This window comes from Rhizobium sp. 2MFCol3.1 (assembly GCF_000377565.1).
Classification (GTDB): Bacteria; Pseudomonadota; Alphaproteobacteria; order Rhizobiales; family Rhizobiaceae; genus Rhizobium.
In genome coordinates this window covers 159451-185098 of sequence record NZ_KB898364.1, presented here as the reverse complement: position 1 = coordinate 185098, position 25648 = coordinate 159451, and the positions used below count along the sequence as shown (strand labels likewise).

Here is a 25648-nt window from a genome sequence, read left to right as displayed (position 1 = left end):
ACCCGCCATGAGGTACGCCGAACTCCAGGTAACCACGCATTTCTCGTTTCTTCGGGGAGCGTCGTCGGCCGACGAGTTGTTCACGACAGCCAAGGAACTAGGCATCGATGCCGTCGGGGTAGTCGACCGCAACAGTCTGGCTGGCATCGTTCGGGCGCTGGAGGCCTCGCGCGCTACGGGCGTTCGCCTTGTCGTCGGATGCCGCCTTGACCTGACGGACGGGATGTCACTGCTTGTCTACCCGACCGACCGCGCCGCCTATTCCCGGCTGACCCGCCTGTTGACGCTGGGGAAATCGCGCGGTGGCAAGGGCAACTGTATCCTGTCGCTGGACGACGTGGCGCTCTACGCCGAAGGACTTCTCGCTGTTCTTGTACCGGACCTCCCGGACGAGAGCTGCGCAGTTCAGCTTCGCAAGGTCGCCGACCTCTTCCGTGACCGAGCCTACCTTGCGCTCTCACTCCGGCGTCGCCCAAACGACCAGATGCGGTTACATGAGCTGAGCAATATGGCGACGAAGCACCGGGTCCGCACCGTCGTCACTAACGACGTCCTTTTCCACGAGCCCTCGAGACGCCAGCTCCAGGACGTCGTCACCTGCATCCGGGAGCACACGACCATTGACGACGTCGGTTTCAAGCGCGAGCGCCATGCCGACCGATATCTCAAGCCTCCCGAAGAAATGGCGCGCCTGTTCCCGAGATATAGGGAAGCCCTGGCGAGGACGATGGAAATCGTCGACCGCTGCAAGTTCTCGCTCGAAGAGCTGACCTACCAGTATCCCGAAGAGGCGATCGTTCCCGGCATGACCGCGCAGGAATCCCTCGAACACTATGTGTGGGAATGCGCACCTAATCGCTATCCGGAGGGCTTGCCGCCCGAGGTCTTGAAAACGGTCCGGCACGAGCTCGATCTCATCAAGACGATGAGGTATGCGCCGTATTTCCTGACGGTCTTCTCGATCGTGCGCTACGCGCGTTCGCAGGGAATTCTTTGCCAGGGCAGGGGATCGGCTGCCAATAGCGCGGTCTGCTATATCCTGGGCGTGACGTCCATCGATCCGTCCACGAACGACCTCCTGTTCGAGCGCTTTGTCAGCCAGGAGCGCGATGAGCCGCCGGACATCGACGTCGACTTCGAACACGAGCGGCGCGAGGAGGTCATCCAATGGATATACAAGACCTACACGCATCAGAAGGCGGCTCTCTGCGCCACCGTCACCCGCTACCGTGCGAAGGGGGCGATCCGTGACGTCGGCAAAGCTCTCGGCCTGCCTGAGGACGTTATCAAGGCGTTGTCGTCGGGCATGTGGTCATGGTCGGAGGAAGTCAGCGACCGCAATGTCAAGGAGCTGAACCTCAACCCGAACGACCGTCGTCTCGTTCTAACGCTGCAGCTAGCACAGCAGCTCATGGGCGCGCCGCGTCACCTCGGGCAGCATCCGGGCGGCTTCGTGCTCACCCACGACCGCCTCGACGATCTCGTCCCCATCGAACCTGCATCGATGAAAGACCGTCAGATCGTGGAATGGGACAAGGACGACATCGAAGCGCTCAAGTTCATGAAGGTCGACATCCTCGCTCTGGGGATGCTGACCTGCATGGCGAAGTCTTTCGATCTTATCCGGGAGCACAAGGACGATGACCTCGATCTCGCGACTATCCGGCAGGAGGACGCGGCGACCTATGCGATGATCCGGAAAGCGGACACCCTCGGGACATTCCAGATCGAAAGCCGTGCGCAGATGGCGATGCTGCCGCGCTTGAAACCGAGAACTTTTTACGACTTGGTCGTCCAGGTCGCGATCGTGCGGCCCGGACCGATCCAGGGCGACATGGTCCATCCCTATCTCCGTAGAAGGGAAGGCAAGGAGAAGGTCGAGTATCCGACACCGGAACTCGAGGCGGTGCTTGGCAAAACGTTGGGCGTACCTCTTTTCCAAGAGAGTGCGATGCGGGTAGCAATGGTTTGTGCGGGCTTCACAGGCGGGGAGGCGGACCAGCTGCGCAAGAGCATGGCGACATTCAAGTTCACGGGCGGTGTCAGCCGCTTCAAGGACAAGCTGGTCGGCGGCATGGTGAAGAACGGCTATTCCGCAGAATTCGCCGAGAAGACCTTCTCGCAGCTGGAAGGCTTCGGCAGCTACGGCTTCCCCGAGAGCCATGCCGCGTCCTTCGCGCTGATCGCCTATGCCAGCAACTTCATTAAATGCCACCACCCTGACGTCTTCTGCGCGGCCTTGCTGAATAGTCAGCCGATGGGGTTCTACGCGCCCGCGCAGATCGTGGGCGACGCGGCAAAGCATGGCGTGGAAATTCGTCCCGTCTGCATCAACAATTCCCGGTGGGACTGCACGCTTGAGCGCATCGGTAATACCGACCGCCACGCGGTTCGCCTTGGAATGCGGATGGTGAAGGGCCTCCCCGTCGCCGACGTCGCACGAATCGTGGCCGCGCGCATGAACAAGGATTTCGAAACCGTCGATGACATGTGGCGGCGGTCCAACGTGCCGACCGAGGCGCTTGTTCAGCTTGCCGAGGCCGACGCCTTCCTGCCGTCGCTGAAGCTCCAGCGACGCGACGCGCTCTGGGCTATCAAGGCCCTGCGTGACGAGCCGCTTCCCCTTTTCGCGGCCGCCGCCGAGCGCGAAGCGGCAGTCATTCCCGAGCAGCAGGAGCCGGAAGTTGAGCTTCGGCAAATGACAGAAGGGCACAATGTGGTCGAGGACTATGGCCATGTCGGGCTGACGCTTCGCGAGCACCCGATTGCTTTCCTCCGGAAAGACCTCGAGAGGCGCAACATCGTCACCTGCGCGGACGCAATGAACGCCCGCGACAAACGCTGGGTGTGCACCGCCGGGCTGGTACTCGTCCGCCAGAAGCCAGGCAGCGCGAAGGGCGTCATGTTCATCACGATTGAGGACGAAACGGGGCCTGCCAACGTTGTGGTTTGGCCCTCGCTTTTCGAGAAGCGGCGTCGCGTCGTGCTTGGCTCATCGATGATGGCGATCCACGGTAAAATCCAGCGTGAGGGTGACGTCGTGCATTTGGTCGCCCAGCAGCTTTTCGATCTCAGCGGAGACCTGTCAGGACTGGCGGATCGCGAAATCGACGTCAGAATACCCACAGGCAGGGGAGACGAGTTTGCTCATGGATCGCCGGGAAGTCCAGACTCCAGGGATCGTCCGAGGCCGGTACCGCAGCCGCGGGACATTTTCGTGCGGGACCTGCACATCGACACCCTCAAGGTGAGAGCAAGGAACTTCCATTGACGAGCGGGATGGCATGGCACTGGCCTTGTCGATCAAGGGAAAACCACTAGCTTGCTCAAGTCTCGTTTCGAAGAGGATGCCCATGGAGAGTTCTCGCAAAAATCGACTTGTTGCATTGTCGATGATTGTCGCCGGCGTCGCAGCCTTTTTCCTTTTCCTCTATCTAACCGGGCACGACCCGGACGAAAGTCCACTGACGCTGACCGAATGGGTCATTGGCGGGATTCTGATCGGGCCAGGCTTCGGCTATCTCATCAAATGGCGGCGCGCGAGGGACAGCTAGGGTCGCGATGTAAGCCTCCGTCCCCACCTTCGCTGCAGGAAGTGCGGAAACCGAAGGCAACCGCTCCCTCTTCACCGCAAGCCGCGCGATTAAGGCTGCGCCATGCGGTGAAGATGCGCCCTCGTCTCAACCACATCCGCATACGCTTTTCGCAGCTCTGATATCAGCTTCGACGGGGCAAAAGGTTTTGTGATGAGGCGGGACGGGTCGGGGCGCTTTGGTGACAGAAGGTCTTCGGGAAAGGCGGTCACGAAAAGCGGGTAGGCGTCCAGCTCTTCCTTGATGGCCACAACCGCATCAATTCCGGAACTGTATTCAAGCCGCGTTTCAGCTACCAAAACATCTGGCTGTACCGCACGCGCCAGCAAAACAGCTTCCTCTTTGGTCCGAGCAACGCCAGCGCAGACAAAACCTGCATTGTTAATCTGCTGCTGAATGTCGAGGGCTACGAGCTTTTCTGGCTCAAGGATGATGGCGACCGGCCTAAGCCGGTGAAACTTCGCCAGCTCCTCCTTCAGGGTCTCCTGATCCTTTTCGCACAGGTCGGCACGGCTGCTCTGGGCGAACATGGCGGCCTGTAGGTCGTCGTACTCGCTGCGAGAGACTTTCGGTGACGGCGCAAGCTGGTCGAGCGCAATAGCCAGGTCTTCTTCCCAGCGCTTCTTCTTGCGGGCAAAGGCGTGGTTGCTGCGGCCTTCCACCTGAAGCGTATCCAACACCGTTTCCCTGATGGATTCCAGCTCGTCGCTGTTGGTGATGCGCCAGCTCTGTATTTGGCCAATGCTGTTCTTCACATCATCGAAGGTGACTGGAGGCACAACGATAGGAAGAGGTTTCAGCCCGAGCGCCCATGTTGCTCCGAGCTCCATCAGGCAAAACCGGCTGTCCATATAGGCGGGCGTCATGAGCAAGATGACAAGCTTTGGGTCTTGTATCTGCTCGCGCATGTTCTTGTTGAAGTCGTGGGCGAGGGGATTCCCGTGGCCCGTGAGGCTTGAGCAGAAGACGCTCTTCTCCGAGACGCCGATAGCATCAACTAGGAAGTCTACAATCATCTCTGCCAGTTTCTGGTCTGCCACCGCGTGGCTCAGGAAAATGTCTGCCATTGTCCGCTCTCTGAATGCCGATGGGCTATTCAAATGCGGTATTGGTTATAGTTGCAACACCGTTTCCTGCGTGTTTCTGTTGACGAGTATTCCGGGTGCCACCACAGTGAGGACGGAAAGCTTCGCGTGCGGATGGTGCTACAGGTCACGTTCCTACGTGGTGTGGTTGTAAGGCATCTTCAAGCGCCGAACATGGAAACTTGGCCTGAAGAACAGTCTCTACATGCTGGGGGCTTCTTCGTTCAGTTGTACGATGCAGTCGTCCATCTAGCAGAATGCAGCCCATACCTGTGGGCAAAGACGGTGTGGCTCTTCCTTCTGCAACGTGATGGTGCAAAATCGTTGGCATGAGCCAGTCCGTCCAGAATCCCGCCGACAAACATCACTACATCCCACAGTTCTACACCCGCCGCTGGACGGGCGAGGATGGACTTCTTGAAATCTTCGAGAAGGAGGGGGCGGTGATCAGTATTCGACGCGGGTCTCCTAAGTCCACCGGCTACCAGTCGAAGCTCTACGCGATGGAAGGGTTTGAGGGGGAAAAGGCGGCGGCATTCGAGAAGAAGTTCTTCGAACCGGCCGACACAAAGGCAGCGCGAGCGCTACAGTTCATGGAAAAGGGAAAGCACGTGTACAGCCGCGAGCTGCGAAGCGCGTGGTCAAGGTTTCTCATGTCGCTCTTACTTCGCTGCCCTGAGGACATGGCCGTGATGCGTGCTGAGTGGGATAAGTATCTCGCTGAAACGGACCCAAAGTTGGAGGCCTACTATTCCAGCATCCGGGAAGAGGGCGCTCCGGCCACTATGGCAGAGTTCATCGAGTCCCGCGATGAAGCTTCGGCTCAGCAGAGGATGTTTTACACCTACAAGACGTTCATTGACAACAGCCGCATTGGCAACATTCTCAATAACGTCCAATGGTCGGTTTTTGATCTTAGCGACTCCAAACATAGACTCCTCAGCTCGGACAGGCCTCTGATCCGGGGAAACCTTGGCGAGGAGAATGGTCTGTGGAGCCTTCCGATCTCCCCAACACTGCTTTTCATGGCAGCGAAGGATTCGCGCCGTTTGAATGCGGTGCTCAAGCTTTCACCCGATTATGTGGTGAAGGATACTAATCTCCGGGTCGTGGAGCGCGCTGTGAGGTACGTTTATTCGACGGACCGGAGCCAAGCACGCTTTATATCCAATCGTTTCGGCAAGAAGCCAGAACCTCGGCTGATCGTCGGCATGTTTCAGAGGCGGCCGCGTATTGATGTGGGTGCGGCAATCGAACAGCACAAGAGGATTGTCGCGCGGCGTCAAGCTGAGCAAGATGAGGCGAAAGAAAGCCTCAACTAATAAGCCACTGCACCGCAACCTTTCCTCATGGGCCTAGCGTCAACAACCTCCACATTACCATGCTGCTGCGGGGCCGCGTGAAGGCTCCTAAGTATCGCCAGTGGCAATGGTCTCCTCTCGCATCGCCGGAAGTTGCGGCGAGATCATCTTTAAGGTATTGCGTCCGGCGCTATACCGAACGGGTTGTCCTGGATTACCCGTGTGATCCACGGTCTTCGGAACAGTGTCGCCAGAAGCTGCACGCAGGCTAACGCGAAGTCCTCAATCGACAGGCCATGTGCGCTCTTGAGGTAGTCCGCACACAAACCTTGCCCGTACACGAAGTGGTAGCGGTACATGCGCTTGCTCTTGAAGTACCCTCGCTGCCAGCCAAAATTGACGATAGGCAATGCGTGGCATCTCCAGAAGTATGTTGTCGGCGGTGATGAGCAGACCCGTCTCGGCGTCTTCAATCCTTCGCAGTAGGTTCGCCCCATAGGCAAACGTGCCATACTTCCGGCAGTCAACGTCACCACGGGGGCTCAGGTTTGGTTGCTTGGGTAGCGCGAGCAAAGTAAGGGGACGAGATATCGCTTGTGACGGCTTCGGGCGGCCCCTGAATAAAGCGTTTAGCGTCGCTCGTCAGCATGTCGGACTGGATGCCATTCACAGCCCAAGCAAGCTGAAGGAAGGAGAGGTCGTCGGCGCGTCGAAGCAACTCGGCAAGCTTGGGCGCGAGCTTCCGAAGCTTCTTTCGGCTGAGGTCTATGCGTGGTCTGCTAGGGCGCGCCGGCATACGGGCTTCATCGCGTGATGAGGGAGAGAGACAGAACAGCAGCGAGCTGCTCGCGCGGATTGGGCTGTCAGTCCGCAGGACCGGCTACGAAAAGCGGCCAATCATCGTCATCGTCTATTACGGCATATGGCTTCGGCTTGATCTGGTACAGAGCACGAATAAAAGCATCTCGCTCTTCCTGCGTGTAATTAAGATCAGCCTCGACAACGGCGCTTTCAAGAAGAACTTCTATTATCGGCTCTGGCGTCGCGACTCCGTTCCAGTAATCCGTAGGAAGGTGCGCGGGTACATCGGTGCCAGCCTCTACGAGGGCCGCGATGTGATTAACCAGAGCCATATCGCCGCGATGCTGGGTTTTCGCATCCGTCGCCTCAACAGAGTAGAGATGTCCGCCTGACATTCTAGCGCAAAACTTTCGAGCCTCTTCCTCGCTTTCGAACAGCATGAGGGACCTGCCGCGCTTCGGTTTGTGTTCGGGGCGGGCTGCTTCCAAAAGCTCCTCGGTACGCTTCCCGGCGTCAGGGTGCATCTCGATAAAGTGGCCCGCTGTCCTGATGACTTGGCCAGGCTGGAAGATGCGTTTGTCGCTTCTGAAGTACTGCCCCATTATATCCTCCGGAGAACATTCAACATCTACCAGAAGTAATTGCCGACTTTCGAGGGTGCGGCATCGTTATCCCCGTGAAGTATGAACATAGCGGGAAAGCAGCGGCCAAACGTCCAGACGGGTATCCTGTCGGCAACACCATTCCAGAAGGGGACAGTCCAGCGATCCCGAAGGGATGAAGCAGGGCACCATTCATCTCTCCACCCGCATCCGTGATCTGCCGGAAGGTCGCACGGAACTGCCTACTGCCATCAAGAACGCGATCAAGGCACACGTGGGCGAGGACAACGCCCTGGACGTCATGCTCCTGCACCCGTGGCTCGCGTTCCAGCACCGCCAAAGCCACGTAAATGCTGGCTATAGAAAGTCTTGGCTAACAGGCCCAGCCACACCGCATCAATGAGTAGGAAAGAAACGAGGGTCGCGATGTACGCAATGCCGAATGCCTTCATGGGTCGTCTCCTGTCCGCGGTTTGAGCGGAGCAAGGAACCCCGACAGGACTGAGTTGTTCCGCAACGGCCCGCCGTTCGCCTAAATGAGGTTTCGCCCATACCGCCTGCGTGGAACAATAACGGCATCCAGGCCTGCCTCAGGCCGTCTCCCGGTTCAATATGCGCAAGGTCCGCATCTGGCTCGCCAACGCCAACAACGCTTTCGCAACGGTTTCGTCGGGCACCTCATCGATGTGCTCGGCGATGTCCTCGATCACACGCTCGGCGGCTTCGTCCAACGGGGCGACCTTGCCCGTCTTCGTCAGCAATCCCCTTAGAGCCCCAGAGGCGGCCACACCTCGCTCCAGGAGACGACGCCGCTCCCCGAGCGCCAGCCGCTGGACGTTGTTTGCCGCCCGGACGAATTCCGAGATCATGTCCGTCGTTACCGTCACAGGGAGTTCACCTCGGGCAGTGGCTTGCCCTCAAACTTCGACGAGTTCACATCCCGGGACACGCGATGGAATTCCAGCCGATCGTCCAGGTTATCCTGCAACAGCTCCTTGGCCTTCGTTCCCGACGTCGATCGGTCGAGCCACTCCTCGTAGGCTCTCGGGTCCAAAATCACCGGCTGCCGATCGTGAAGCGTTTTCATCGGATCGCCGGCCGGCATTGTTATGATCGTGCAACTCGTCACGCCGAGCTTGTCGTTGCGAGCCCATAGGCCCGCGAACGAAAACGGCAGGTCGCCGGGCAGGTGGATGTGCCAAGGGTCCTTTTTTCTGTCTTCTCGATTCAGTGTCCATTCGTAGAAGGCCGACGCAGGAATCAGACAACGCTTGCTTTTGAACGCCTCACGGAAGGCCGGCGCGGTGTCGACCGTCTCGATCCTGGCATTGAACATCGCGGCTTTCGGCATCTCTTTCGCCCAGAAGGGCACCAACCACCAGCGGGCCTCCTCGGCGATCTGGCGGCCTTCGGCGTCGTTGTGAACAACCAGAACCTGCTGAGTGGGCGCGATATTGAAACGGGCCGCAGTATTTCGACCGCGCTCCGAATCCCACGGGAGGTCGTAGAGATCGACAAACGCCGACCATTCGTGCTCGAACGTGAACCTACCGCACATGCCCCTGTAGTCTCCCTATCTTCGAGATCGCAAGATTGCGCTCGTGGCCGCAGTTGGCAAGGACCGAAAGTGTGTGATTGTCGGGCCTCTCAACATTGGAGCGGCTGGAGGCTTTTGAATGCGTTCCGCGACAACCGACTGTCACGTACACACACGTCGCATCACCAAGGTTTTTTCCGCGCTTCGTTGGTCGACTCATCCGCCTACCTGTTGAAGCTTCACGGTGACTACAAAGACGCGAGAATCCTGAATACCGAGGCCGAACTCAGCGGTTATCCCTCGCAATATGATGCGCTCCTTGACCGCATCATGGATGAGTACGGACTGATCGTTTGCGGCTGGTCGGGTGAATGGGACCACGCCTTGCGGTCTGCGATCAAGCGAACACCGTCGCGGCGTTACCCGATGTATTGGGCGGCCCGGGGCGCGCCGGGCATCGGCGCGGCCGAACTTATCGAGCAGCGTAGAGCGCAAGTGCTCGACATTAACGGCGCGGACAATTTCTTCGAGGGCATAGACCAGCGAGTGCAGAGCGGGAGTAGTCCCGCCAGCTCGAACGCGGCAACTTGAACAGCCGATCGCTGTCCGCCGGCTTCGAGATCGCTGGGTTCGACTTGTCCGCCGATGCCCGCCAGGAGCTCAAGGCCGCAGGTGGAGTGGCCGCCGAAACCGTCGCCGATGCGCTCCGTGGCGCTGACGCTGCGATCACGATGTTGCCCAACGGTAAGATCGTACAGGATGCCATCTTCGGCGAAGACGTCTGGAAAGCCCTGAACCCGAACGCGCTCGTCATCGATGCTGACCTCAGAGGAAGTCCGCGACTTCCTGCCCATCGGGATATTGAACGGCCTGATTTTCTTTTCGTTCGGTCTGCTATCTATCGGCCGCCGGTGGCCTGACGTCTGTAGAGACGAGAGCCGCTTCGCTCTTCATCTATTCAAGCCCGCTGCAGATCATCCTCTCGCAAAACATCAACGACGGGTTCGTACTGGTGCCTGTCATCCTCGCGCTCAACGCGCGGTTCGCCCTGATGACAGCTAGCCTCATGCCATATCTCTACCCTAAGGGTGGTTTCCGGCCCATCTTCTGGGTGCACCTGCTTGTGCCGTCAGTGCTGTCGGTCTGCCTCTCGGCATTTCGTCGCGGTCATCCCGATCCCGTTCGGTATTACCGCGTCATGGCGACATCGCTCTTCATCACGGTCGCGATCTCGACGGGGCTCGGGGTTCTCGTCTCCAAATGGATACCCGGCCTCGACGTGAAGACCCTCGTATCGTTTGCATTGGCGCTGCTGTTCGTCGCGCAGAACGCGCGCGCGTGGCCGAACATGCCCGATTTCTTCGGGTTCTGGGCTGGTCTCGTCGTGATGCCAATCGCGCTTTGGATCGACGCTGACCTGGCGATGCTTGTCGCGCCCATCATCATTGGTGGCCTGATGGCCCTCTCGCTTCGAAATGGGAAACGCCAATGACCGTCTGGTTGATGGTGATGTTCGCCGCGACGTCGGCCTTTGCCTTCCGGGCATTGCCGATCGCTTTTGGCAAGGTTGAGGCGCTCCAGAACCCGAACAGCACTTTGTTCAGGTTCCTGAATTTCAGCAGTCAGGCGATGCTAGGGGCGACCGCCTACACCATGGCTTTCGGCAAGCAGGACGTCGTCCAGTTGGTAGGCAGCTTGAACATTCGGGATGTCCTGGCATTCGGGCTACTCGCGGCGGGAGCGGCTGTCGTCGCCGGATCGGGGCGGGTGCTGTCAACGGTGCTCATAGGAACGACGATCTACTGGCTGGCGGGGCTGGCGACTTAACCCAAAATTTGTCTCCTGTGAGTATTCGGGCTCAAGATTTCCATCGGGAGACAAATCTTGAAGAGTGCGAAGGCTGACGCTGAGCCACCCGTCAAAAAAGAATACATGACCCTGTCTAAGCTGCGGGAGTCAAAGATTGCGAAGTACGACTTCGCTCTGAAGCGATTGTTTTCTTTAAGGAACGGAACACTTCGTTCGATCCTTGGAGTGCCAGACGGCGTCTTTCTGCGAGAGGAGTTCCCAAACCTCGAATTTCGGCGCGCCGACGCGCTGGTCTACAGCGACACCACGATCCACCATATCGAGTTCCAGACGAAAAACGACTCATCCATGCCCGCGCGCTTGCACGAGTACGCGTATCTGATCGAACGATACAAAGACAGCTTTGGCGTCGCGGACGTGACCAACCTCACGCAACAGGTCGTCTACGTGGGGTCGAACTCGAATACCATGAAGCCTCCATACGCTCACTGGGGCACGACGCACACTTTTCGGTCAATCGACATCCGTGAGAAGTACGATGCCGACTTGGTAGATCGGCTCTGGAGCAGCGGTGACCCAGACGATTGGATAGCGGGATTGCTCCTTTTGCCTCGGGACGTATTTAGCGAGGGCCACGTGGTCGAAGTCGCCAAGAGCCTGGCAAGCCCAGAGTGGACAGGTTGGAGGCGTATCGAGGACACGAAAGTTCTCTTGTTGATTGCAGCCATCCTTCGCAAAGTCGAACACGCGAAGCTTCTGGAGATCGAAAAAATGCTAATGGTCAACATCGGTGCCAGCTCGTTGCTGGCCGAAATGTACGATAAGGGCGGCTATGAGACCGCGATCAAGCAACAGTTGGATTTATTCGAGCGTTTAATGGATAAGCGAGGCGTGTTTTTCACCGCGCCGCAGCGGGAATACCTGTCCCAATTCAATTTCGAGGCTATTGAGAACCTTATCGATCTCGCGATGGACGGCGACTTCGCTACGATCAAGCAAACGGTCACTCCCTCGTCAGGTTTGTCGATGTCTCCTGATGGCTGATGAAGGGGGCGCATCGCCGCGGTTCGGTTGCTCCAAACGTGGGAGTAAAGACGGGTTAGGCACGCGTGATTGGTGTTCCTTCTGAGAAGGCCGCCAGGAGTTTGAGGGAATGCTGATGGTCAAAATCGGTGTCAGCATTGAGTTCACGCTGTTTTCGAGCCCTGCAATTTCTCGAGCCTGATCTGCCGTTCGTTTTTGGCGTCGGCAATGACCCTGCTTAACTCAGTTGCTTCCTTGAACTGCCGCCCGCTCGTTATCCACAAGAATGCACGTTCAACAGCGGAACCAACTTGTGGTCGAGCGAGTTTGCCGGGACTAAGTGGGGGTGAATTGAATGGAACAGACGAGAGAGACTTCCTTCAACGTGTTTTTCGGTAATGCCGATATGCGTAGACGACTCCAGGCTCTCTACGAGGTCGAAGAAGTTTCGCCGGCGTCGTTTGATCACCTTCTAGACCGTATCAACGACGCTGAGGCGGCCAAGAGTGCTGAGGGTAGCGTCAGGTGGGGACGCGGTGGTGAGGCACGTTGAAGTAGACGCCGTCAGTATTCTAGCAGGGAAGCAACGCCGTGATCCCCGCATGCTAGCCGAGCCTCGGATGCATCTGATACAGCCTTTCCACCGGGTGCGATGAGCCGTCCTGTCGCAGCTCACGGAACCTTTCCTCCAACTCGCTGTTCGATCCTTCGTTCCGGGCAGTGCGAAAGGGAAACGGATGTCGCTCGAAGATGACGATTGCGACCTCGGCGCGGGCAGCAGCTCGGCCATGTTGACTGCTGTGGTGAAGTGGTTCCGCGTTTACCAAGTTCCGTTCGATCATGCGGTAGCCGACGTGCTGTGCACGGTTGCGATAGCGCTTCACTCCAACGGATTTGGAGAGCGACAGATAGCTGATTTCCTGATCCAGAACTTCAATGGACCACTTGCGACGAAAGCGACCGCGCCGTCCTCGTCGGCGTACCACTGAAGGATCGGCGCTCAAAGTACGGTAATGGACAAAGCGTTCGCGCTCAGGAACTACATCGAGCATTTGGTCATTAACCACCCCGAGATCGCGGCCGTGTCAAACGGACACGACGGAGATGGCGAACACAGGGATTTTTCCGTTTTCTTCCTGTGGCCAACGAAACGGCAGTCGAGCGCCCCACCCGTCCGGCGCGATCTCATCCCGCATTGTCAGGCGCGGTTGAACTTGCATAGGAGGGTCGTTGAAATGGAAGGACGCTTACCGAGATCACGACAGGCACGGACCAATGATGAGCGTATCGCGGCTCAAGAGGAGACGACCCGCATTGCGATGCAGACGCTCGAACAGGAACGTCAGCTGCGTGCTATGAAAACCGAAAGGCTACGGCGGGCGAGGGAGGCAAGGGCGCAATGCCCGATCCCGTCTCGAGATTCAGATGACATGGGCTCTACATCAGCGGGTTCGCAGTAGCCCAGGTAGCCTTTCGCGGCATTATTCGCGCGCTGGGACACCGTTTATCTTGCATCGGCCGATAACCTTCTTTGCGTTAACGTACCAGAACCATCGTGCCGACGAAACATTCATTGGTTGCCTTTCGATCAGTTCGCGAGGCACCGAATCTGAGTGCGCCATGTTCGAAATTCCGGAGGCCAGAATGTCTGACGAACGTCACGAATGGATCAGCAAACGCGCTTATGGGCTTTGGGAGGAAAACGGCCGTCAATGGGGTCGGGACCAGGAATATTGGCTGCGAGCCTCTTCCGCGAGAGACCATATGGAGAAGACCCGCGCGTCGCCGGATGGGCGTGAAGTGCTGGCAAGGAGGGATCGCCTCGCAGCCGGCCTCGAACCTAGTCCATCCGAACGCGTGCCTGATCGACATCAGAAAGTTCTCATTGTCGACGACGAACCAGTATTGCGCTTTGCCGCCGTAAGCACGCTCGAGGACGCAGGGTACCTCGCGATGGAGGCCGCGAATGCATCGGAGGCGTTGATATGGCTCAGGATGCAAAAGGTGGATGCGGTGATCACCGACATAAACATGCCGGGCGAGATGGACGGACTTGGGCTCGCCGCGAAAGTTCGACAGCTCTGGCCTGAAACTCGGGTCATTGTCACTTCTGGATTGGTGTCGTTGCGCGCTTCGGATATCGGAGAAGGTGTCAGGTTTCTGAGGAAGCCGTATGAGGAGAGCGCGCTTCTAGGAACTTTGGCAGACGCCGCTTAGTTCAGTTGCGGTTAAAAGGCGGGCAAACATTGTTGCCCGTGATCTTTGAATGGGCCGAGCATCTTAACCTCGTCGCGGAAAGCAACGACAATCGTCCTGTCGACTAAAAACATTACAATTCCCGGTTTTCATCATTATCTCGATTGTGCGTGCACAGGTAAACGAGGCCGTCTTTCCGGTGTTCCCACCAGGCTCGCGGCGTGTCCAGAAGTGGAAGTCCGGCACGAGGGACACAGAAGATGCGTTGAACATCGCAGTATGGTGTCCGACTGCATCCTTTCGCCGCCTTAGACGTTGAGGTTGCACCCAAGCATGGCGAGGTTTACATGGCGGAAGAAAAGCTCTCCAAATACAAGGCAAAGCGGGATTTCAAGGTCACGCAGGAGCCGCATGGGGCCACCGACATCAAGCCGTCGAACAGGCTTCGGTTCATCATCCAGAAGCACGACGCCACGCGGCTTCACTACGACCTCCGTCTCGAACTTGACGGTGTCTTCAAGTCATGGGCCGTGACCAAAGGCCCGTCGCTTGATCCAAGCGACAAGAGGTTGGCTGTTGAGGTCGAAGATCATCCGCTCGACTACGGCGATTTTGAAGGCACGATCCCTAAAGGGCAATATGGTGGTGGTACCGTCATGCTCTGGGATCGCGGCTACTGGGAACCAGAAGGCAAGAAGACCCCGCAGCAAATGCTTGAGAAAGGCGATCTCAAGTTCACCCTGGAAGGTGAAAAGCTCCACGGCAGCTTCGTTCTTGTCCGCATGCGCGGCGACCGCGACGGCGGCAAGCACGTCAACTGGCTGCTTATCAAGCACCATGACGACGATGCAGTTGACGGCGATGGCGCGGCGATCCTGGAGAAGGATACATCCGTTGCCTCCGGTCGAACGATGGAGGCAATAGCGGGCGGCAAGGGCAAGAAGCCAAAGCCTTTCATGGTTGCGGGCGAAGCAATTGGACCGGACGCCGTATGGGACAGCAATGTTGGCCTCGCGGCCGATGAGCGGGGAGCAGCAGGGAAACCCGCCAAGCAAAATACGACCAAGAAAAAACCGACTGCTAAAGTACCGGACTTCATTCCACCGCAGCTCTGCGAGACGCTGGCTCGACCGCCGGGTGCCGACGGCTGGATTCACGAGATCAAGTTCGATGGATACCGCATCCAGATGCGGGTTCTCGACGGTGAGGTCACCCTCAAAACCCGGAAAGGCCTCGACTGGACGGCGAAGTATCCGGCCATCGCGGCCGCAGCGTCCGAGCTGGCTGATTGCATCATCGATGGTGAAATCTGCGCCCTGGACGAACACGGGGCTCCGGACTTCGCGGCTCTGCAGGCGTCGCTATCTGAAAAGAAGACCGACGACCTAGTGTTTTTCGCGTTCGACCTACTATTCAACGGAGGTGACGATCTGCGAGAGCAGCCGCTCACCGAGCGAAAGGAACGCCTTCAGGGTCTGTTGGAGGCAGGTGAAGACGAAGCTCGCCTTCGGTTCGTGGAGCATTTCGATACCGGTGGCGACGCCGTTCTCAAGTCGGCCTGCCAGCTGTCACTTGAAGGCATCGTCTCGAAGAAGGCCGACGCCCCTTACGTTTCCGGGCGAACCGACACTTGGGCAAAGTCGAAATGCAGGGCAGGGCATGAAGTCGTCATCGGGGGGTGGGCCAAAACCAATGGAAGGTTTCGCTCACTGCTCGTCGGTGTCCATCGTGGTGAAAACTTCGTCTATGTGGGCCGCGTGGGCACTGGATATGGCGCGGCGAAGGTGAAAACGCTGCTGCCGAAGCTGGAAGAGGTGGCCGCGAAGACATCGCCGTTCACTGGCGTTGGTGCGCCGAAAAAGGACCCCGATGTCGTTTGGGTCAAGCCTGAACTGGTGGCGGAAATCGAGTTTGCCGGATGGACGGCCGATGGTCTCGTCCGCCAGGCAGCCTTCAAGGGCCTGCGGGAGGACAAACCTGCCGACGAGGTTGAGGCAGAGAAGCCAGCCAAGCCTGAGGAGCATTTTGTCCCAGACCCGGTCGTGAAGCCGAAGCCATATAATCGGCGTTCCAATGCCAAGGCCAACGTCATGGGTGTCATGATCTCCCACCCCGACAAGCCGCTGTGGCCCGACGCCGGAGATGGCCAGCCCGTCACCAAGGAAGACCTGGCGCGGTATTTCGAGGCAGTCGGGCCCTGGATGATCGAACACATCAAGGGACGTCCGTCATCCGTTATACGCTGCCCGGATGGCATTGGCGGTGAGGAGTTCTTCCAGCGCCACGCGATGCAGGGCACTTCCAATCTCCTGGAGCTTGTCACCGTCTTCGGCGACCGCAAGCCGTACCTGCAGATCGACCGGATTGAGGGGCTGGCAGCGGTGGCACAGGTCGCTGCCATGGAAATTCACCCCTGGAACTGCCAGCCCGACGAGCCGGAGGTACCTGGCCGCCTTGTCTTTGACCTGGACCCTGCGCCCGACGTGCCGTTCTCGACTGTCATCGAGGCCGCCAAGGAGATGCGTGATCGGTTGGAGGCTCTCGGGTTGACAAGCTTCTGCAAGACAACCGGGGGCAAGGGACTGCATGTCGTGACGCCTTTAGCCAGGCGGAAGACCAAGCTTGGGTGGCCGGAAGCCAAGCAGTTCGCCCACGACGTCTGCAATCAGATGGCTCAGGACGCCCCTGATCAATTCCTGGTCAAGATGTCCAAAAAGCTGCGTGAAGGCCGCATTTTCCTCGACTATCTCCGCAATGATCGAATGGCGACGGCCGTCGCTCCGTTGTCGCCTCGGGCGAGGGCCGGAGCCACCGTGTCGATGCCGATCACCTGGCGACAGGTCAGGGCTGATCTCGATCCCAAGAAGTTTACGATAAGGACGGTCCCCGCGCTCTTGGCAAAGACATCGGCATGGGAGGACTATTCCGACGCTGGACGTCCCCTGGGGGAGGCGATCAAGCGTCTCGCCAGGTCCACCAAGGCGGCCGCGTGATGGCCAAGAATACCAAGTCAGCGATCACGCCATCGGAACTGTCGATCGAGACCGAGCCAATGGAGGCCAAGCTTGCGGAGACTCTGCCCGAGGGGGACGGATGGTCGTACGAGCCGAAGTGGGATGGCTTTCGGTGCCTCGCCTTCAAGAACGGCCGCGAGGTCGATATTCGTGCCAAGTCTGGTAAGCCGCTTGGCCGTTATTTTCCTGAAGTCATCGCATTCCTGGCTTCGATAGATATCCAGCAGTTTGTCATCGACGGTGAGCTGATCATCGATCTGGACGGAAAGCTTTCGTTCGATGCTCTCCAGATGAGATTGCACCCGGCGGAAAGCCGGATCAAAAAGCTGTCGGTGGAGACGCCGGCGAGACTGGTTGCTTTCGACATGCTGATGGACCCGGCTGGCCATATTCTGTTGGGCCAGCCTCTCTCAGAAAGACGGACCGCGTTAGAATCGTTCACTAAGAACGTAGCGTCCGCGATAATCCAGCTATCCCCGACGACCACCAAAATAGCTGATGCCACTAAATGGCTGGCGGACTCGGGAAGCGACACCGATGGCGTCGTTTGCAAACGCCTGACAGACCCTTATCGGCCGGGCGAGCGGGCCATGGTGAAGGTCAAGCGGATCAGGACCGCCGACTGTGTGGTCGGCGGGTTCAGGTATGAAAGTGACAGCAAAATGGTCGGATCGCTGCTGCTCGGTTTGTACAACGATGAGGGAGAGCTTGACCACGTCGGCTTCATGTCGGGAATATCGGATGCCGACCGAGCAGAGCTAACAGCGAAACTGGAAGCCCGTCAACAAGCGCCGGGTTTCACAGGTAAAGCTCCCGGTGGCCCGAGCCGCTGGAGCACGGCGCGTTCAGCGGAGTGGGTGCCGATAAAGTCAGAATTGGTCGTCGAAGTGAAGTTCGATCAGGTCACAGCTCGTCGATTTCGGCACGGGACGAGGATCGTCCGGTGGCATCCCGACAAGAAGCCTGAGCAATGTCGCTTCGACCAAATCATTTGATCGATAAACGTAACCTAGAAACAGCAAAACTGAAGGAGCAGGACATGAATACCGCGAACTTGCAGGTGGAAGGGCTCATTATGGCAGTTGCCGCTGTGTCGGAAGCCATCGTTCGAAAGGGGCTTATGACCCACGAAGAGATTGGCCAAGCCCTAGCCAGCGCCGAGAACGCAGCCTCGCGTCCTGATGGCGACGGCGTCTCTGACTCAAATCAGGCGGCAACGGTGTTTCCCATCCGCGTCTTGTCTCTCGCCAATCAAGCCAGTCAGCACGGAAGAAGTTACACGTTCGCACAGTATGCGGAACTCGTGGGCAGAATGACATGATGACGACGTCGCAGGAAGAGGGCGTATTCGACCATCGGTGTGTCGTCGAAACACCCTTTGGCACATTGCCGAGACCTTTGCCCAAAGTTTCTGGATGATACCGTCGCGCGGATACCATCTGACGCCCGCCAGATAATGCGAAGCGGTCAGCCCGCTTTGCGAGCTTTCAGCTCTTTGGCAACCGACTTTTTCAAAGCGTCCATTATGTTGACGACATTGCTCTCGTGTTGGTCGTCGCTTTTCGAAGCTTTCGACTTCGTCTTCCCGGATGGCATTTTGGCCTTCTTTTTGTCAGCTATGAGCTTGATGAGGCTCTCCTGGACAGGGTCGGACGCCATCTCGGGCGACCAGTCAGCCATCTTTTTCTTGATAATCGTCTCCAGAGCAGAAGTGCCCTTGGCATCCCCCTTCTTCTCGATGCCCGTAAAATACTCGCTCTCCGGCCGAACCTCGTCGCCGAAGCGCAGCGTCCACACAACAATGCCTTGATCCCTGGCTTCCAACATCACGACACGTTCCCGGCGGCCTAACACGACACGAGACACACCCACCATATCCTGGGCCTTCATCGCGTCGCGGATGACGGCAAAGGCTTCGTCGCCGATCTTCTCGTTGGCCGTCAGGTAGAAAGGGGTATCGAGATAAATCCAGTCGATGCTTTCGCGCGGGACGAACTTCTCGATGTCGATGGTCCGAACGGTTTCCAATTCGACAGCTTCCAAGTCCTCGTCGGTCAGAATGACATAGTTGTTCTCTCCACGCTCATAACCCTTGGCCTCCTGCTCATCTGAGACAGGCTTGCCCGTGACACTATCCACGTACTGGGAGACGACGCGGTTACCGGTCTTCTCGTTGAGGGTATGGAACCGCACTTTCTCGGATTCCGAAGTCGCGGGTGTCATGGCCACGGGGCAGGTGACGAGTGAGAGCTTGAGGTAGCCTTTCCAATACGGGCGACTGGCTGGCATTTTTTAACTCGCCTTCTTATGCGCGGTTTTTGCTCGCGCCTTTGGCTTCTTTGCCGCAGATGCAGCTTTCTTCTTGGAGTTAGCGTTAGCCGCTTTTGGCTTCCTGGATGAGCCCTTGTCCATTCCGGCGCTCTCGCGCAGTGCATTCAGCAGGTCGTTAGGCTTGGACACTTTGATAGGCTTTGGTTTCGGTAGCGTCTTGCCTTCGGACTTTGCCTTGACCAGTGCCGCCAGGGCAGTTTCGTAACGGTCATCCGTCTTGGCGGGATCGAATTCGCCCTTTTTGGTTTCAATGATGTGTCTGGCGAGGTCCAGCATTTCGCCTTCTACCTTGACCTTGGCGACGTTCTCGAACGCTTCCTTGGAAGACCGCACCTCGTAGTCGAAGTTGAGCATCGTCGCGATCAGTCCTCTGCCGTGCGGTCGTATCAGGACGGTTCGCGCCCTTCGGAAGAGAACGGTTCGCGCGATTGCTGTGGCCTTGGTCTTTACCAAAGCATCTCGGATGCTGGCGAAAGCATCCTGGTCTTCGTCATTGGTCGGCACGAGGTAGTACGGCTTGTCGAAGTAAATGTCGTCGACCTTCTCATGTGGTATGAAGGCCTCGGCCTCTAACATCTTGTCGGCGTCCGGCACGACGGCGGCGACTTCTTCCGGGTCGATCATGACGTAGTCGCCGTTGCCCGTGTCAAAGCCCTTAACTTGGCTGTCGTGCTCAACGACCTCCTCGGTATCGCTATCGATGAATTCGCGCTTGAGTCGATTGCCGGTCTTTGCGTTCAGCATATGAAAGCTGATCCGCTCCGACGTGGACGCTGCCGTGTATAGCCCGACGGCGCAGGTAAGTTCGCCGACCTTGAGGTGGCCTTTCCATTGGGCCCGGTGCGCAGTCATACGTGTATCCTCCAACTTGCCGATGCAACAACTCAAATTGGAATTCATGGTTCCCACCTCGCGGGGCTGGTGGCGAAATTCTCACCGAGGAAACCAGTCTCTCACGCGAGCCAAGTCATCTCCTACCGTGTTCGGTGATTTTCGTGAGAAATTGTCGCTCCTCCGCTATACCGTCGGCGTACGACTGAAGAGAGCTGATATCGAATTCGAGAAGACTTTCGATAATTTCCATTTGGGACAGGCGCAGCCGGGCTAAGGCCCGATCAGTTTCTGCATTCGTTGGAGCGCTTGGGTTGTCCATAGCCTGCTAACGCGCAAGCAAGCGAAAAGATCATGATGCCGTCGAAACAGGTCCGAACGGCTCTCGAACGTTGGCACCAGGTCCTATTTGTCGCCAAAAAACTGAGCCCTCGGCTACTCCGACAACAGGATAGGCCCACGGTACCTTTCGGACATTGATGTCCTTGTGTTTCCGGTCGGCTATCTCGGATTCTCTTGAGGTGGACGGTGCGGAACACATCGTCATTGCACACGTTTTTTTGGTCGGAAGCGAAGCACGGGCGGCGACCAAGCGCCCTGCCTTGGAGCACCACCCAGTGATGACCCAGGACTGGATACGTAAGTTGCTGAAAAGGGGGCTGTATGTCAGCCGCCGTTGTCGCGAGGCCCCGATCAGCTGCGAAAGCCAAGAACGATAGCACGTATGGCAATGGAGGAGAGTGAAAATGCGGACAGCGGATTCAGAAAAGATCGACCTGCAGGCATTGCTGCGAGATGAGATCGATCTCGATGAGGACACGGTGACGGATGAGCAAAGCGCCCTGGAAGGCTTAGAGGAGAAAGAGCTTGCGTCATTGATCGAGCAGCACGAAAACTTGCGGCGGCAGGTAGCACTTCTTCGGGAAAAAATCTCTGAGAGAGATGCGGAGACCACCCTGAGCCGTAATGCAAGCCTGAAACAGGACCCATCGATATCGCTTGGTGCCATCTTCGTGGGGCTGCTAGGGTTAAGCACAATTGCGATCTATTCGCTCAGAAATCGATCGTGAGGTCGGCGTTGTGCTGATCTAGCCTAGCGGAGTAGGCCAAAGATAGGCTTGTTCGTACGAGGAGGCAGCCATGGCAACCAAAAGAGACGACGGCTCGATTGAACAGGACACGCCGTATGAGGCGAGCAGGCCAGCCGTGTCGCGGCGGCTGGGGGACAGGTCTCGATTGGGTCTGGCCGCCGTCGTCGTCTTCCTTGGTGTGATCGCGGCTTTGCTCGTTTTCACTCCTCGCAGTCCAACGTCACCCACACCCGGCGGGTCTGCAGGCTCAGGGCATGTGTCTACTCCAGCGCCCGTGCAAAACTCGAATTGAGAAGGCGGGCCGCTTCCGATCCAAAACCATACGCTGGCCATTGAACTAGGCCGCGACCGCGCTAAGTAATTGCAATGCAAGCGTTTCCGACGTCAGCCATGGAGGTCAGGCTGGCAGTCGTAGAGACAGTAAAAAGGTCGGGTGCCAACAGCCACCCGACCTTTTTGCAATGAAACCATCATAGAGGACGATGGATGTCGGAACATTCGCCACGCAGGTCATTGACGACCGAGCAGATACGGGCCGTCCATCTCCAATTCAGCGAACTCTTGGCGGCGTTTGCCCGGCAACTACCTGAAGACAGCGAGCGGTTAGCCGAACTGGTGAGAGACGCCACTATGTCAATCGGGGAGCTCGCAGCCGATGTAGCTGAGGGAGATGCAGATGTGGCGAGCGAGATCGTGATGTCTACCGCTCGCCTCGTCGGTGCCGTTCGCAAGGTCGTCTCAAGCCGTCACGCTACTTCGACCCTACACTGAAGTCGAAAACGCAGGTGGTGTCCTGCTGGGCATGCTCAAGAATGGCAGGCTCGCGGGATGCAGTGCCTATGCGCGCAGTGATCCTTCGAGGTTTTGTTCGCATTTTATTAAATATGTTTCCAACTCGCTGTGGATGTTTTGAGGCCACCTCGCGGAAAGCCGCGTTACTCCTCTGACAACTAGGGGAACCGATATGACGATGCCCGCCCGGATTGTGATTGTGGTTGAAGACGAACCGTTGATCCGCTTGTTTATTGCGGATGCGTTGGAAGGCGCTGGGTTCGCTGTTTTGGAGGCCGGATCGGTGCTGGAAGCCGTAGGCGTGCTTGGCATGCGAACGGATGTCGACGCGATCTTCACCGATGTCGACATGCCTGGTGGCCTGAGCGGCATAGACCTTGCCAACATGGTGGCAAGTGTTAGCCCGCACATGGGTGTTGTCGTGACTTCGGGCAGGGCGGATGTCAATCCGTCCGACCTGCCAGCGGGAGCGAAGTTCTTGCCGAAGCCTTACAATGCGACGGTAGCCATCGCGACGGTCGAAAGCGTGATCCAGCGACGCCGGGGTAGCGAAGAAGCCGTAGCTTCTTAGAGCACCGACGAATGCGCCGATGTCTGAAATTCATTGGCAGTCGGCTGTCAGTGGATGACTTTCAAGGTCGATGCGCTAAGTAGTGACGAGAATTGCCGCTGTCGTCGACATCCGGCTCTCAGATAGAGAAGACTGGACTGTGACGTTTAAAAGCAATCATGCAGCATCATCCGACCTCATCATCGCCGAACGAGACATCCTGGCCCGCGTCGCCCTCGGCGGACCGCTGAAGGACGTCCTGCGCGACATTATCTTGTTGGTGGAGAAGCCTGCGAACGGAGAGCTCCTCGCGTCGATCCTATTAACGACCGAAGACGGTAAGAATCTCGTAGAAGGTGCAGCTCCAACTCTGCCGGCTGAATACAATGCGGCGGTTGACGGCATTCCGGTCGGTAACGGTGTCGGGTCCTGTGGTACGGCGGCCTTCACCGGGGAACAGGTCATGGCCGTCGATATCGCGACAGACCCGCGTTGGGTCGACTACAAAGACATCGCCTTGAAACACAACCTCCGCGCCTGTTGGTCGATGCCGATCCGTTCCGCTGAAGGTCGTATCCTCGGAACCTTCGCCAATTACTATCACGAGCCGCGGGAGCCTACCGCGCGCGATCTCGAAGTCATCGGGATGGTAACCCGTACGACAGCTATCGCTATTGAGAGATATCGCAACGAACTCGCACGAGACCGAGCCGAAGAGCAACGCATTCTGCTGATCAACGAGCTGAATCACCGGGTAAAAAACGTGTTTGCGCTCGCCGACGCGATGCTGGCGATGTCCGCTAAGACCGCTAGCAGCGCGGAGCAGTTCGCGACTGCAGTCAGGGGACGGTTGCGCGCACTTAGCCGCGCTCACGATCTTGTTCGCCCAAAGGCCACTCCAACGGGAGATGGGACTGAACAGCCGGCCATTTCGCTCAAACAGATATTGATGGACATACTTGCGCCCTATGGAAATGAGGCGTTCCCTGAGAAAATAGCCATCATCGGTGCCGACGACGTCAAAATCCCTACAGCCAATATCACGGCTATCGCCCTGATCCTCCATGAGCTTGCAACGAATGCCGCCAAATACGGATCGCTGAGTGTCGATGACGGTCGCCTCATTGTTGTATGTACACGAGATAAAGACCTCCGGATCACGTGGAGCGAAAGAGGAGGCCCAGGCGGTTCCGCTCCCGTGCAATCTGGATTTGGGTCGACCCTGGTCAAAAGGACTGTCGGGAGCCTTCGCGGCAAGCTTTCATACGACTGGAGCAGTGAGGGTCTTGATATCTTGATCGAGCTTCCCCTCAGCTTTTTATCCGTCCCAGCCTGATGGAGTGAAATGCGCAGAGCGTTGGAAGGCGAACGGGCGCTAAACCGGCGGCAAGCGTATTCGAGTAGTTTGGGTCAAGTTTCACCCAGGCGACGTCCGTGTATGGGAGGCAACTAAATCGAGCTACCCAAGGCGAATAACCGCTTTGAATGGTAGAATGCTGACTATCGTACCGTCTTCGCGAGTGATTTCGAACTGCTGAACAAGGGGCCTCCTCCCGAGACAACGGCGTCGAGTACCATCTCGCGGGCAGCGTTTGACGCCTCGAGCATGGCTAAATCGTCTGTATCGAATTCCGCGCCGACTTCATCCAGTTCGAGGACGTCATCGGTCCGTAGGTGAAAGAAGTACTTGGTCAACTTCGGTCCTCCGCAACACCGTTCCGCAGTGGCGTGCCAGGAGCCAGCGCGAGCTAGCAGCGCTCGCCGCGTCATTGGCAGCTCAATCGGTATCGCTTAACCGACTGAGCCAACTAACGTTTCACATCGCCGGATTGTTTCGCGGTAAATGAACGATCTTGCAGATCGGCATACCAGTCGGCATAGGGCGTGTTCCGGGCCAGGTACCGATTGTAGTCGGGCGCGCCGTCGTCCCACCATGCGGGCCCCCGCTCGCCAAGCGCTAATTTCGCATCGTTAACTCTCGTACGGGCCTCCGCCATCTCACAACTACCCGCTTGTGCATCGCGAACGGCCCGGCGCGCCGCCATGAGTTCGGCGACTAGGCGATCATGGGTTTCTTGATCAAGGGCGGGATTGCACTGCCGCCACAGGCGGCCGCGCACTACAAAATATCGCCTGTCGGGTGTCGTCGGGTACTCTGGCAATCCGTAATTCCTGTTTAAGGCTGACATCAGACAAGTATGTTTGACTGCAGCCTCTTGGGTATGAAACCTTCTGTAATCGAATTTTGTCGAAAATCGAAACGCACCCTCGCTATCAACCTCAACGTCGATGATCGCCTGGAGACGGAGCACGCCGTCGATCCCGAGGTTTTCGGTCGAGCGCTGTAGCCGCGATGATGTTGCCGTCAGTTATTGGATCAATCGCGGGTGTGAGACGCGCTGGACCTGACCCTGTCGATCGCGGCCCATCACTCTCTGATGGTTTTTGGGCAGCGGCTATCTGCCTGATGCTCGGCTCGAAAAGGACTAGGATGCACTCGTCAATCTCCGAAGCAGTTAAACAACACCAGCCGTTTGCTGTTTACCGGATCGTTCCGACAAAGCGGCGATCAGTAGAGCTTTCCTTCGAGAGCTCCGCGATTGACGCCGGCAAACACGCGTCGTCCAATGGATGGATGCAGAGACCCTTCATGCCGAGCCAACAGAACTACCTATCTGAACAGGAGCGCCAATGCGCCAGCGCTCGTCTGCTGGAGCTCTTTCGGTCGGAGGGCTGCAGCTTCTCCCAGATGCTGCCGGCAGATAGCTTGCAAATCATCGACCTCATCTGTGACACAGCGGGAGTGCGATCGGACCCCGGGCGATTATCGTTGCATGACCGCTGACGAGAGTAAGGCGGTCAACCAAGCTTACTTTCTAATGCGATTCCATACATGGCCGTGTGAATCGAGATCGGTCTTCGCAGCCAAGTCCACATCGATTCGCGCCTGATATGAGCGTCGTGAACGATTTCGCGCCCATAGCCGAAGTTTTATTTTTTTTTCAAGCTTTGAACGAATCGTCCTAAAATCCGCAACGGGTATCTTCTCGCAAAAAAGCAAGAACAAACTCGAGTGTTCCGCTTGATAGCGC

The 25648-nt window shown here is 57.6% G+C and carries 25 protein-coding genes; 15 read left to right on the top strand and 10 right to left on the bottom strand.

The window, feature by feature from the left end:
- Positions 1-7: 7 nt before the first annotated feature.
- Positions 8-3271 carry an error-prone DNA polymerase gene (locus D460_RS0121765; RefSeq protein ID WP_018900709.1) on the top strand — a complete coding sequence of 1088 codons (3264 nt, stop codon included), beginning with the start codon at positions 8-10 and terminating at the stop codon, positions 3269-3271.
- A gap of 13 nt (positions 3272-3284) precedes the next feature.
- Positions 3285-3554: a hypothetical protein gene (locus D460_RS36060; protein ID WP_245267778.1), complete on the top strand. Its 270-nt coding sequence runs from the start codon at positions 3285-3287 to the stop codon at positions 3552-3554.
- An 89-nt stretch (positions 3555-3643) separates the two neighbouring features.
- On the opposite strand, the gene D460_RS34630 is transcribed toward D460_RS36060, so the two are convergent.
- A complete protein-coding gene (locus D460_RS34630) occupies positions 3644-4660 on the bottom strand; it encodes a TIR domain-containing protein (protein WP_051110814.1) in 1017 nt (338 codons plus the stop codon).
- A 347-nt stretch (positions 4661-5007) separates the two neighbouring features.
- Between D460_RS34630 and D460_RS33475 the strand changes: the two genes are divergently transcribed.
- Entirely contained in the window at positions 5008-6000 is a 993-nt protein-coding gene (locus D460_RS33475; protein ID WP_018900707.1) for a DUF4238 domain-containing protein, read from the top strand.
- Positions 6001-6842: 842 nt separating this feature from the next.
- On the opposite strand, the gene D460_RS0121735 is transcribed toward D460_RS33475, so the two are convergent.
- The 4 genes from D460_RS0121735 to D460_RS0121720 all read right to left on the bottom strand — a co-directional run bounded on the left by D460_RS0121735 (position 6843) and on the right by D460_RS0121720 (position 8940).
- Positions 6843-7382 (bottom strand): hypothetical protein, encoded by a 540-nt coding sequence (locus tag D460_RS0121735; protein WP_018900704.1) that lies wholly within the window; start codon positions 7380-7382, stop codon positions 6843-6845.
- Between the two features lie 299 nt (positions 7383-7681).
- A complete protein-coding gene (locus D460_RS36055) occupies positions 7682-7834 on the bottom strand; it encodes a DUF2177 family protein (RefSeq protein ID WP_018900703.1) in 153 nt (50 codons plus the stop codon).
- A 138-nt stretch (positions 7835-7972) separates the two neighbouring features.
- Complete coding sequence (locus D460_RS0121725; RefSeq protein WP_018900702.1) at positions 7973-8269, bottom strand: hypothetical protein; 297 nt, start codon at positions 8267-8269, stop codon at positions 7973-7975.
- The gene (locus tag D460_RS0121720; RefSeq protein WP_018900701.1) at positions 8266-8940 is read right to left on the bottom strand and encodes an SOS response-associated peptidase; all 675 of its coding nucleotides are present in this window, start codon (positions 8938-8940) and stop codon (positions 8266-8268) included. Before D460_RS0121720 ends, D460_RS0121725 begins: the two co-directional genes overlap by 4 nt.
- Positions 8941-9054: 114 nt before the next feature.
- On the opposite strand from D460_RS0121720, the gene D460_RS0121715 reads away from it, so the two are divergent.
- From D460_RS0121715 to D460_RS0121695, 5 genes are read left to right on the top strand one after another with little or no spacing between them, the layout of a single operon-like run.
- Positions 9055-9510 carry a hypothetical protein gene (locus D460_RS0121715; protein ID WP_018900700.1) on the top strand — a complete coding sequence of 152 codons (456 nt, stop codon included), beginning with the start codon at positions 9055-9057 and terminating at the stop codon, positions 9508-9510.
- The gene (locus tag D460_RS0121710) at positions 9507-9839 is read left to right on the top strand and encodes an NAD(P)-binding domain-containing protein (protein ID WP_018900699.1); all 333 of its coding nucleotides are present in this window, start codon (positions 9507-9509) and stop codon (positions 9837-9839) included. Before D460_RS0121715 ends, D460_RS0121710 begins: the two co-directional genes overlap by 4 nt.
- Positions 9836-10411 (top strand): AzlC family ABC transporter permease, encoded by a 576-nt coding sequence (locus D460_RS0121705; protein WP_081619938.1) that lies wholly within the window; start codon positions 9836-9838, stop codon positions 10409-10411. The genes D460_RS0121710 and D460_RS0121705 overlap by 4 nt, the downstream gene beginning before the upstream one ends.
- Positions 10408-10746 (top strand): AzlD domain-containing protein, encoded by a 339-nt coding sequence (locus tag D460_RS34625; RefSeq protein ID WP_018900696.1) that lies wholly within the window; start codon positions 10408-10410, stop codon positions 10744-10746. Before D460_RS0121705 ends, D460_RS34625 begins: the two co-directional genes overlap by 4 nt.
- A 57-nt stretch (positions 10747-10803) precedes the next feature.
- Positions 10804-11772 (top strand): hypothetical protein, encoded by a 969-nt coding sequence (locus D460_RS0121695; RefSeq protein ID WP_018900695.1) that lies wholly within the window; start codon positions 10804-10806, stop codon positions 11770-11772.
- 584 nt (positions 11773-12356) lie between these two features.
- On the opposite strand, the gene D460_RS36050 is transcribed toward D460_RS0121695, so the two are convergent.
- Positions 12357-12803 carry a hypothetical protein gene (locus tag D460_RS36050; protein WP_155947808.1) on the bottom strand — a complete coding sequence of 149 codons (447 nt, stop codon included), beginning with the start codon at positions 12801-12803 and terminating at the stop codon, positions 12357-12359.
- Positions 12804-13395: 592 nt separating this feature from the next.
- Between D460_RS36050 and D460_RS34620 the strand changes: the two genes are divergently transcribed.
- The 4 genes from D460_RS34620 (at position 13396) to D460_RS0121650 (ending at position 18282) form a co-directional block, all read left to right on the top strand.
- Positions 13396-13968 carry a response regulator gene (locus D460_RS34620; protein ID WP_051110817.1) on the top strand — a complete coding sequence of 191 codons (573 nt, stop codon included), beginning with the start codon at positions 13396-13398 and terminating at the stop codon, positions 13966-13968.
- Between the two features lie 326 nt (positions 13969-14294).
- Complete coding sequence (gene ligD, locus D460_RS0121660) at positions 14295-16940, top strand: DNA ligase D (RefSeq protein ID WP_018900689.1); 2646 nt, start codon at positions 14295-14297, stop codon at positions 16938-16940.
- Positions 16940-17956: an ATP-dependent DNA ligase gene (locus tag D460_RS0121655; RefSeq protein WP_018900688.1), complete on the top strand. Its 1017-nt coding sequence runs from the start codon at positions 16940-16942 to the stop codon at positions 17954-17956. The genes ligD and D460_RS0121655 overlap by 1 nt, the downstream gene beginning before the upstream one ends.
- A gap of 44 nt (positions 17957-18000) precedes the next feature.
- Positions 18001-18282: a hypothetical protein gene (locus tag D460_RS0121650; protein ID WP_018900687.1), complete on the top strand. Its 282-nt coding sequence runs from the start codon at positions 18001-18003 to the stop codon at positions 18280-18282.
- 146 nt (positions 18283-18428) lie between these two features.
- Here D460_RS0121650 and D460_RS0121645 read toward each other — a convergent pair whose 3' ends face one another.
- On the bottom strand, positions 18429-19250 hold the full coding sequence (locus D460_RS0121645; protein WP_018900686.1) for a Ku protein: 822 nt from the start codon (positions 19248-19250) through the stop codon (positions 18429-18431).
- Between the two features lie 3 nt (positions 19251-19253).
- Positions 19254-20144 (bottom strand): Ku protein, encoded by an 891-nt coding sequence (locus tag D460_RS0121640; RefSeq protein ID WP_018900685.1) that lies wholly within the window; start codon positions 20142-20144, stop codon positions 19254-19256.
- A gap of 725 nt (positions 20145-20869) precedes the next feature.
- Here D460_RS0121640 and D460_RS0121625 point away from each other — a divergent pair.
- The 3 genes from D460_RS0121625 to D460_RS34615 all read left to right on the top strand — a co-directional run bounded on the left by D460_RS0121625 (position 20870) and on the right by D460_RS34615 (position 23892).
- A complete protein-coding gene (locus D460_RS0121625) occupies positions 20870-21193 on the top strand; it encodes a hypothetical protein (RefSeq protein ID WP_018900682.1) in 324 nt (107 codons plus the stop codon).
- 985 nt (positions 21194-22178) lie between these two features.
- Positions 22179-22577: a response regulator gene (locus D460_RS0121615; protein ID WP_018900680.1), complete on the top strand. Its 399-nt coding sequence runs from the start codon at positions 22179-22181 to the stop codon at positions 22575-22577.
- 139 nt (positions 22578-22716) lie between these two features.
- Positions 22717-23892: a GAF domain-containing protein gene (locus tag D460_RS34615; protein WP_196809352.1), complete on the top strand. Its 1176-nt coding sequence runs from the start codon at positions 22717-22719 to the stop codon at positions 23890-23892.
- 164 nt (positions 23893-24056) lie between these two features.
- On the opposite strand, the gene D460_RS33460 is transcribed toward D460_RS34615, so the two are convergent.
- Together D460_RS33460 and D460_RS33455 are read right to left on the bottom strand one after the other, a co-directional pair.
- Positions 24057-24251, bottom strand: coding sequence for a hypothetical protein (locus tag D460_RS33460; RefSeq protein ID WP_037111796.1), 195 nt, complete (start codon positions 24249-24251; stop codon positions 24057-24059).
- 113 nt (positions 24252-24364) lie between these two features.
- Positions 24365-24868: a hypothetical protein gene (locus tag D460_RS33455; protein WP_018900678.1), complete on the bottom strand. Its 504-nt coding sequence runs from the start codon at positions 24866-24868 to the stop codon at positions 24365-24367.
- Positions 24869-25648: the final 780 nt, after the last annotated feature.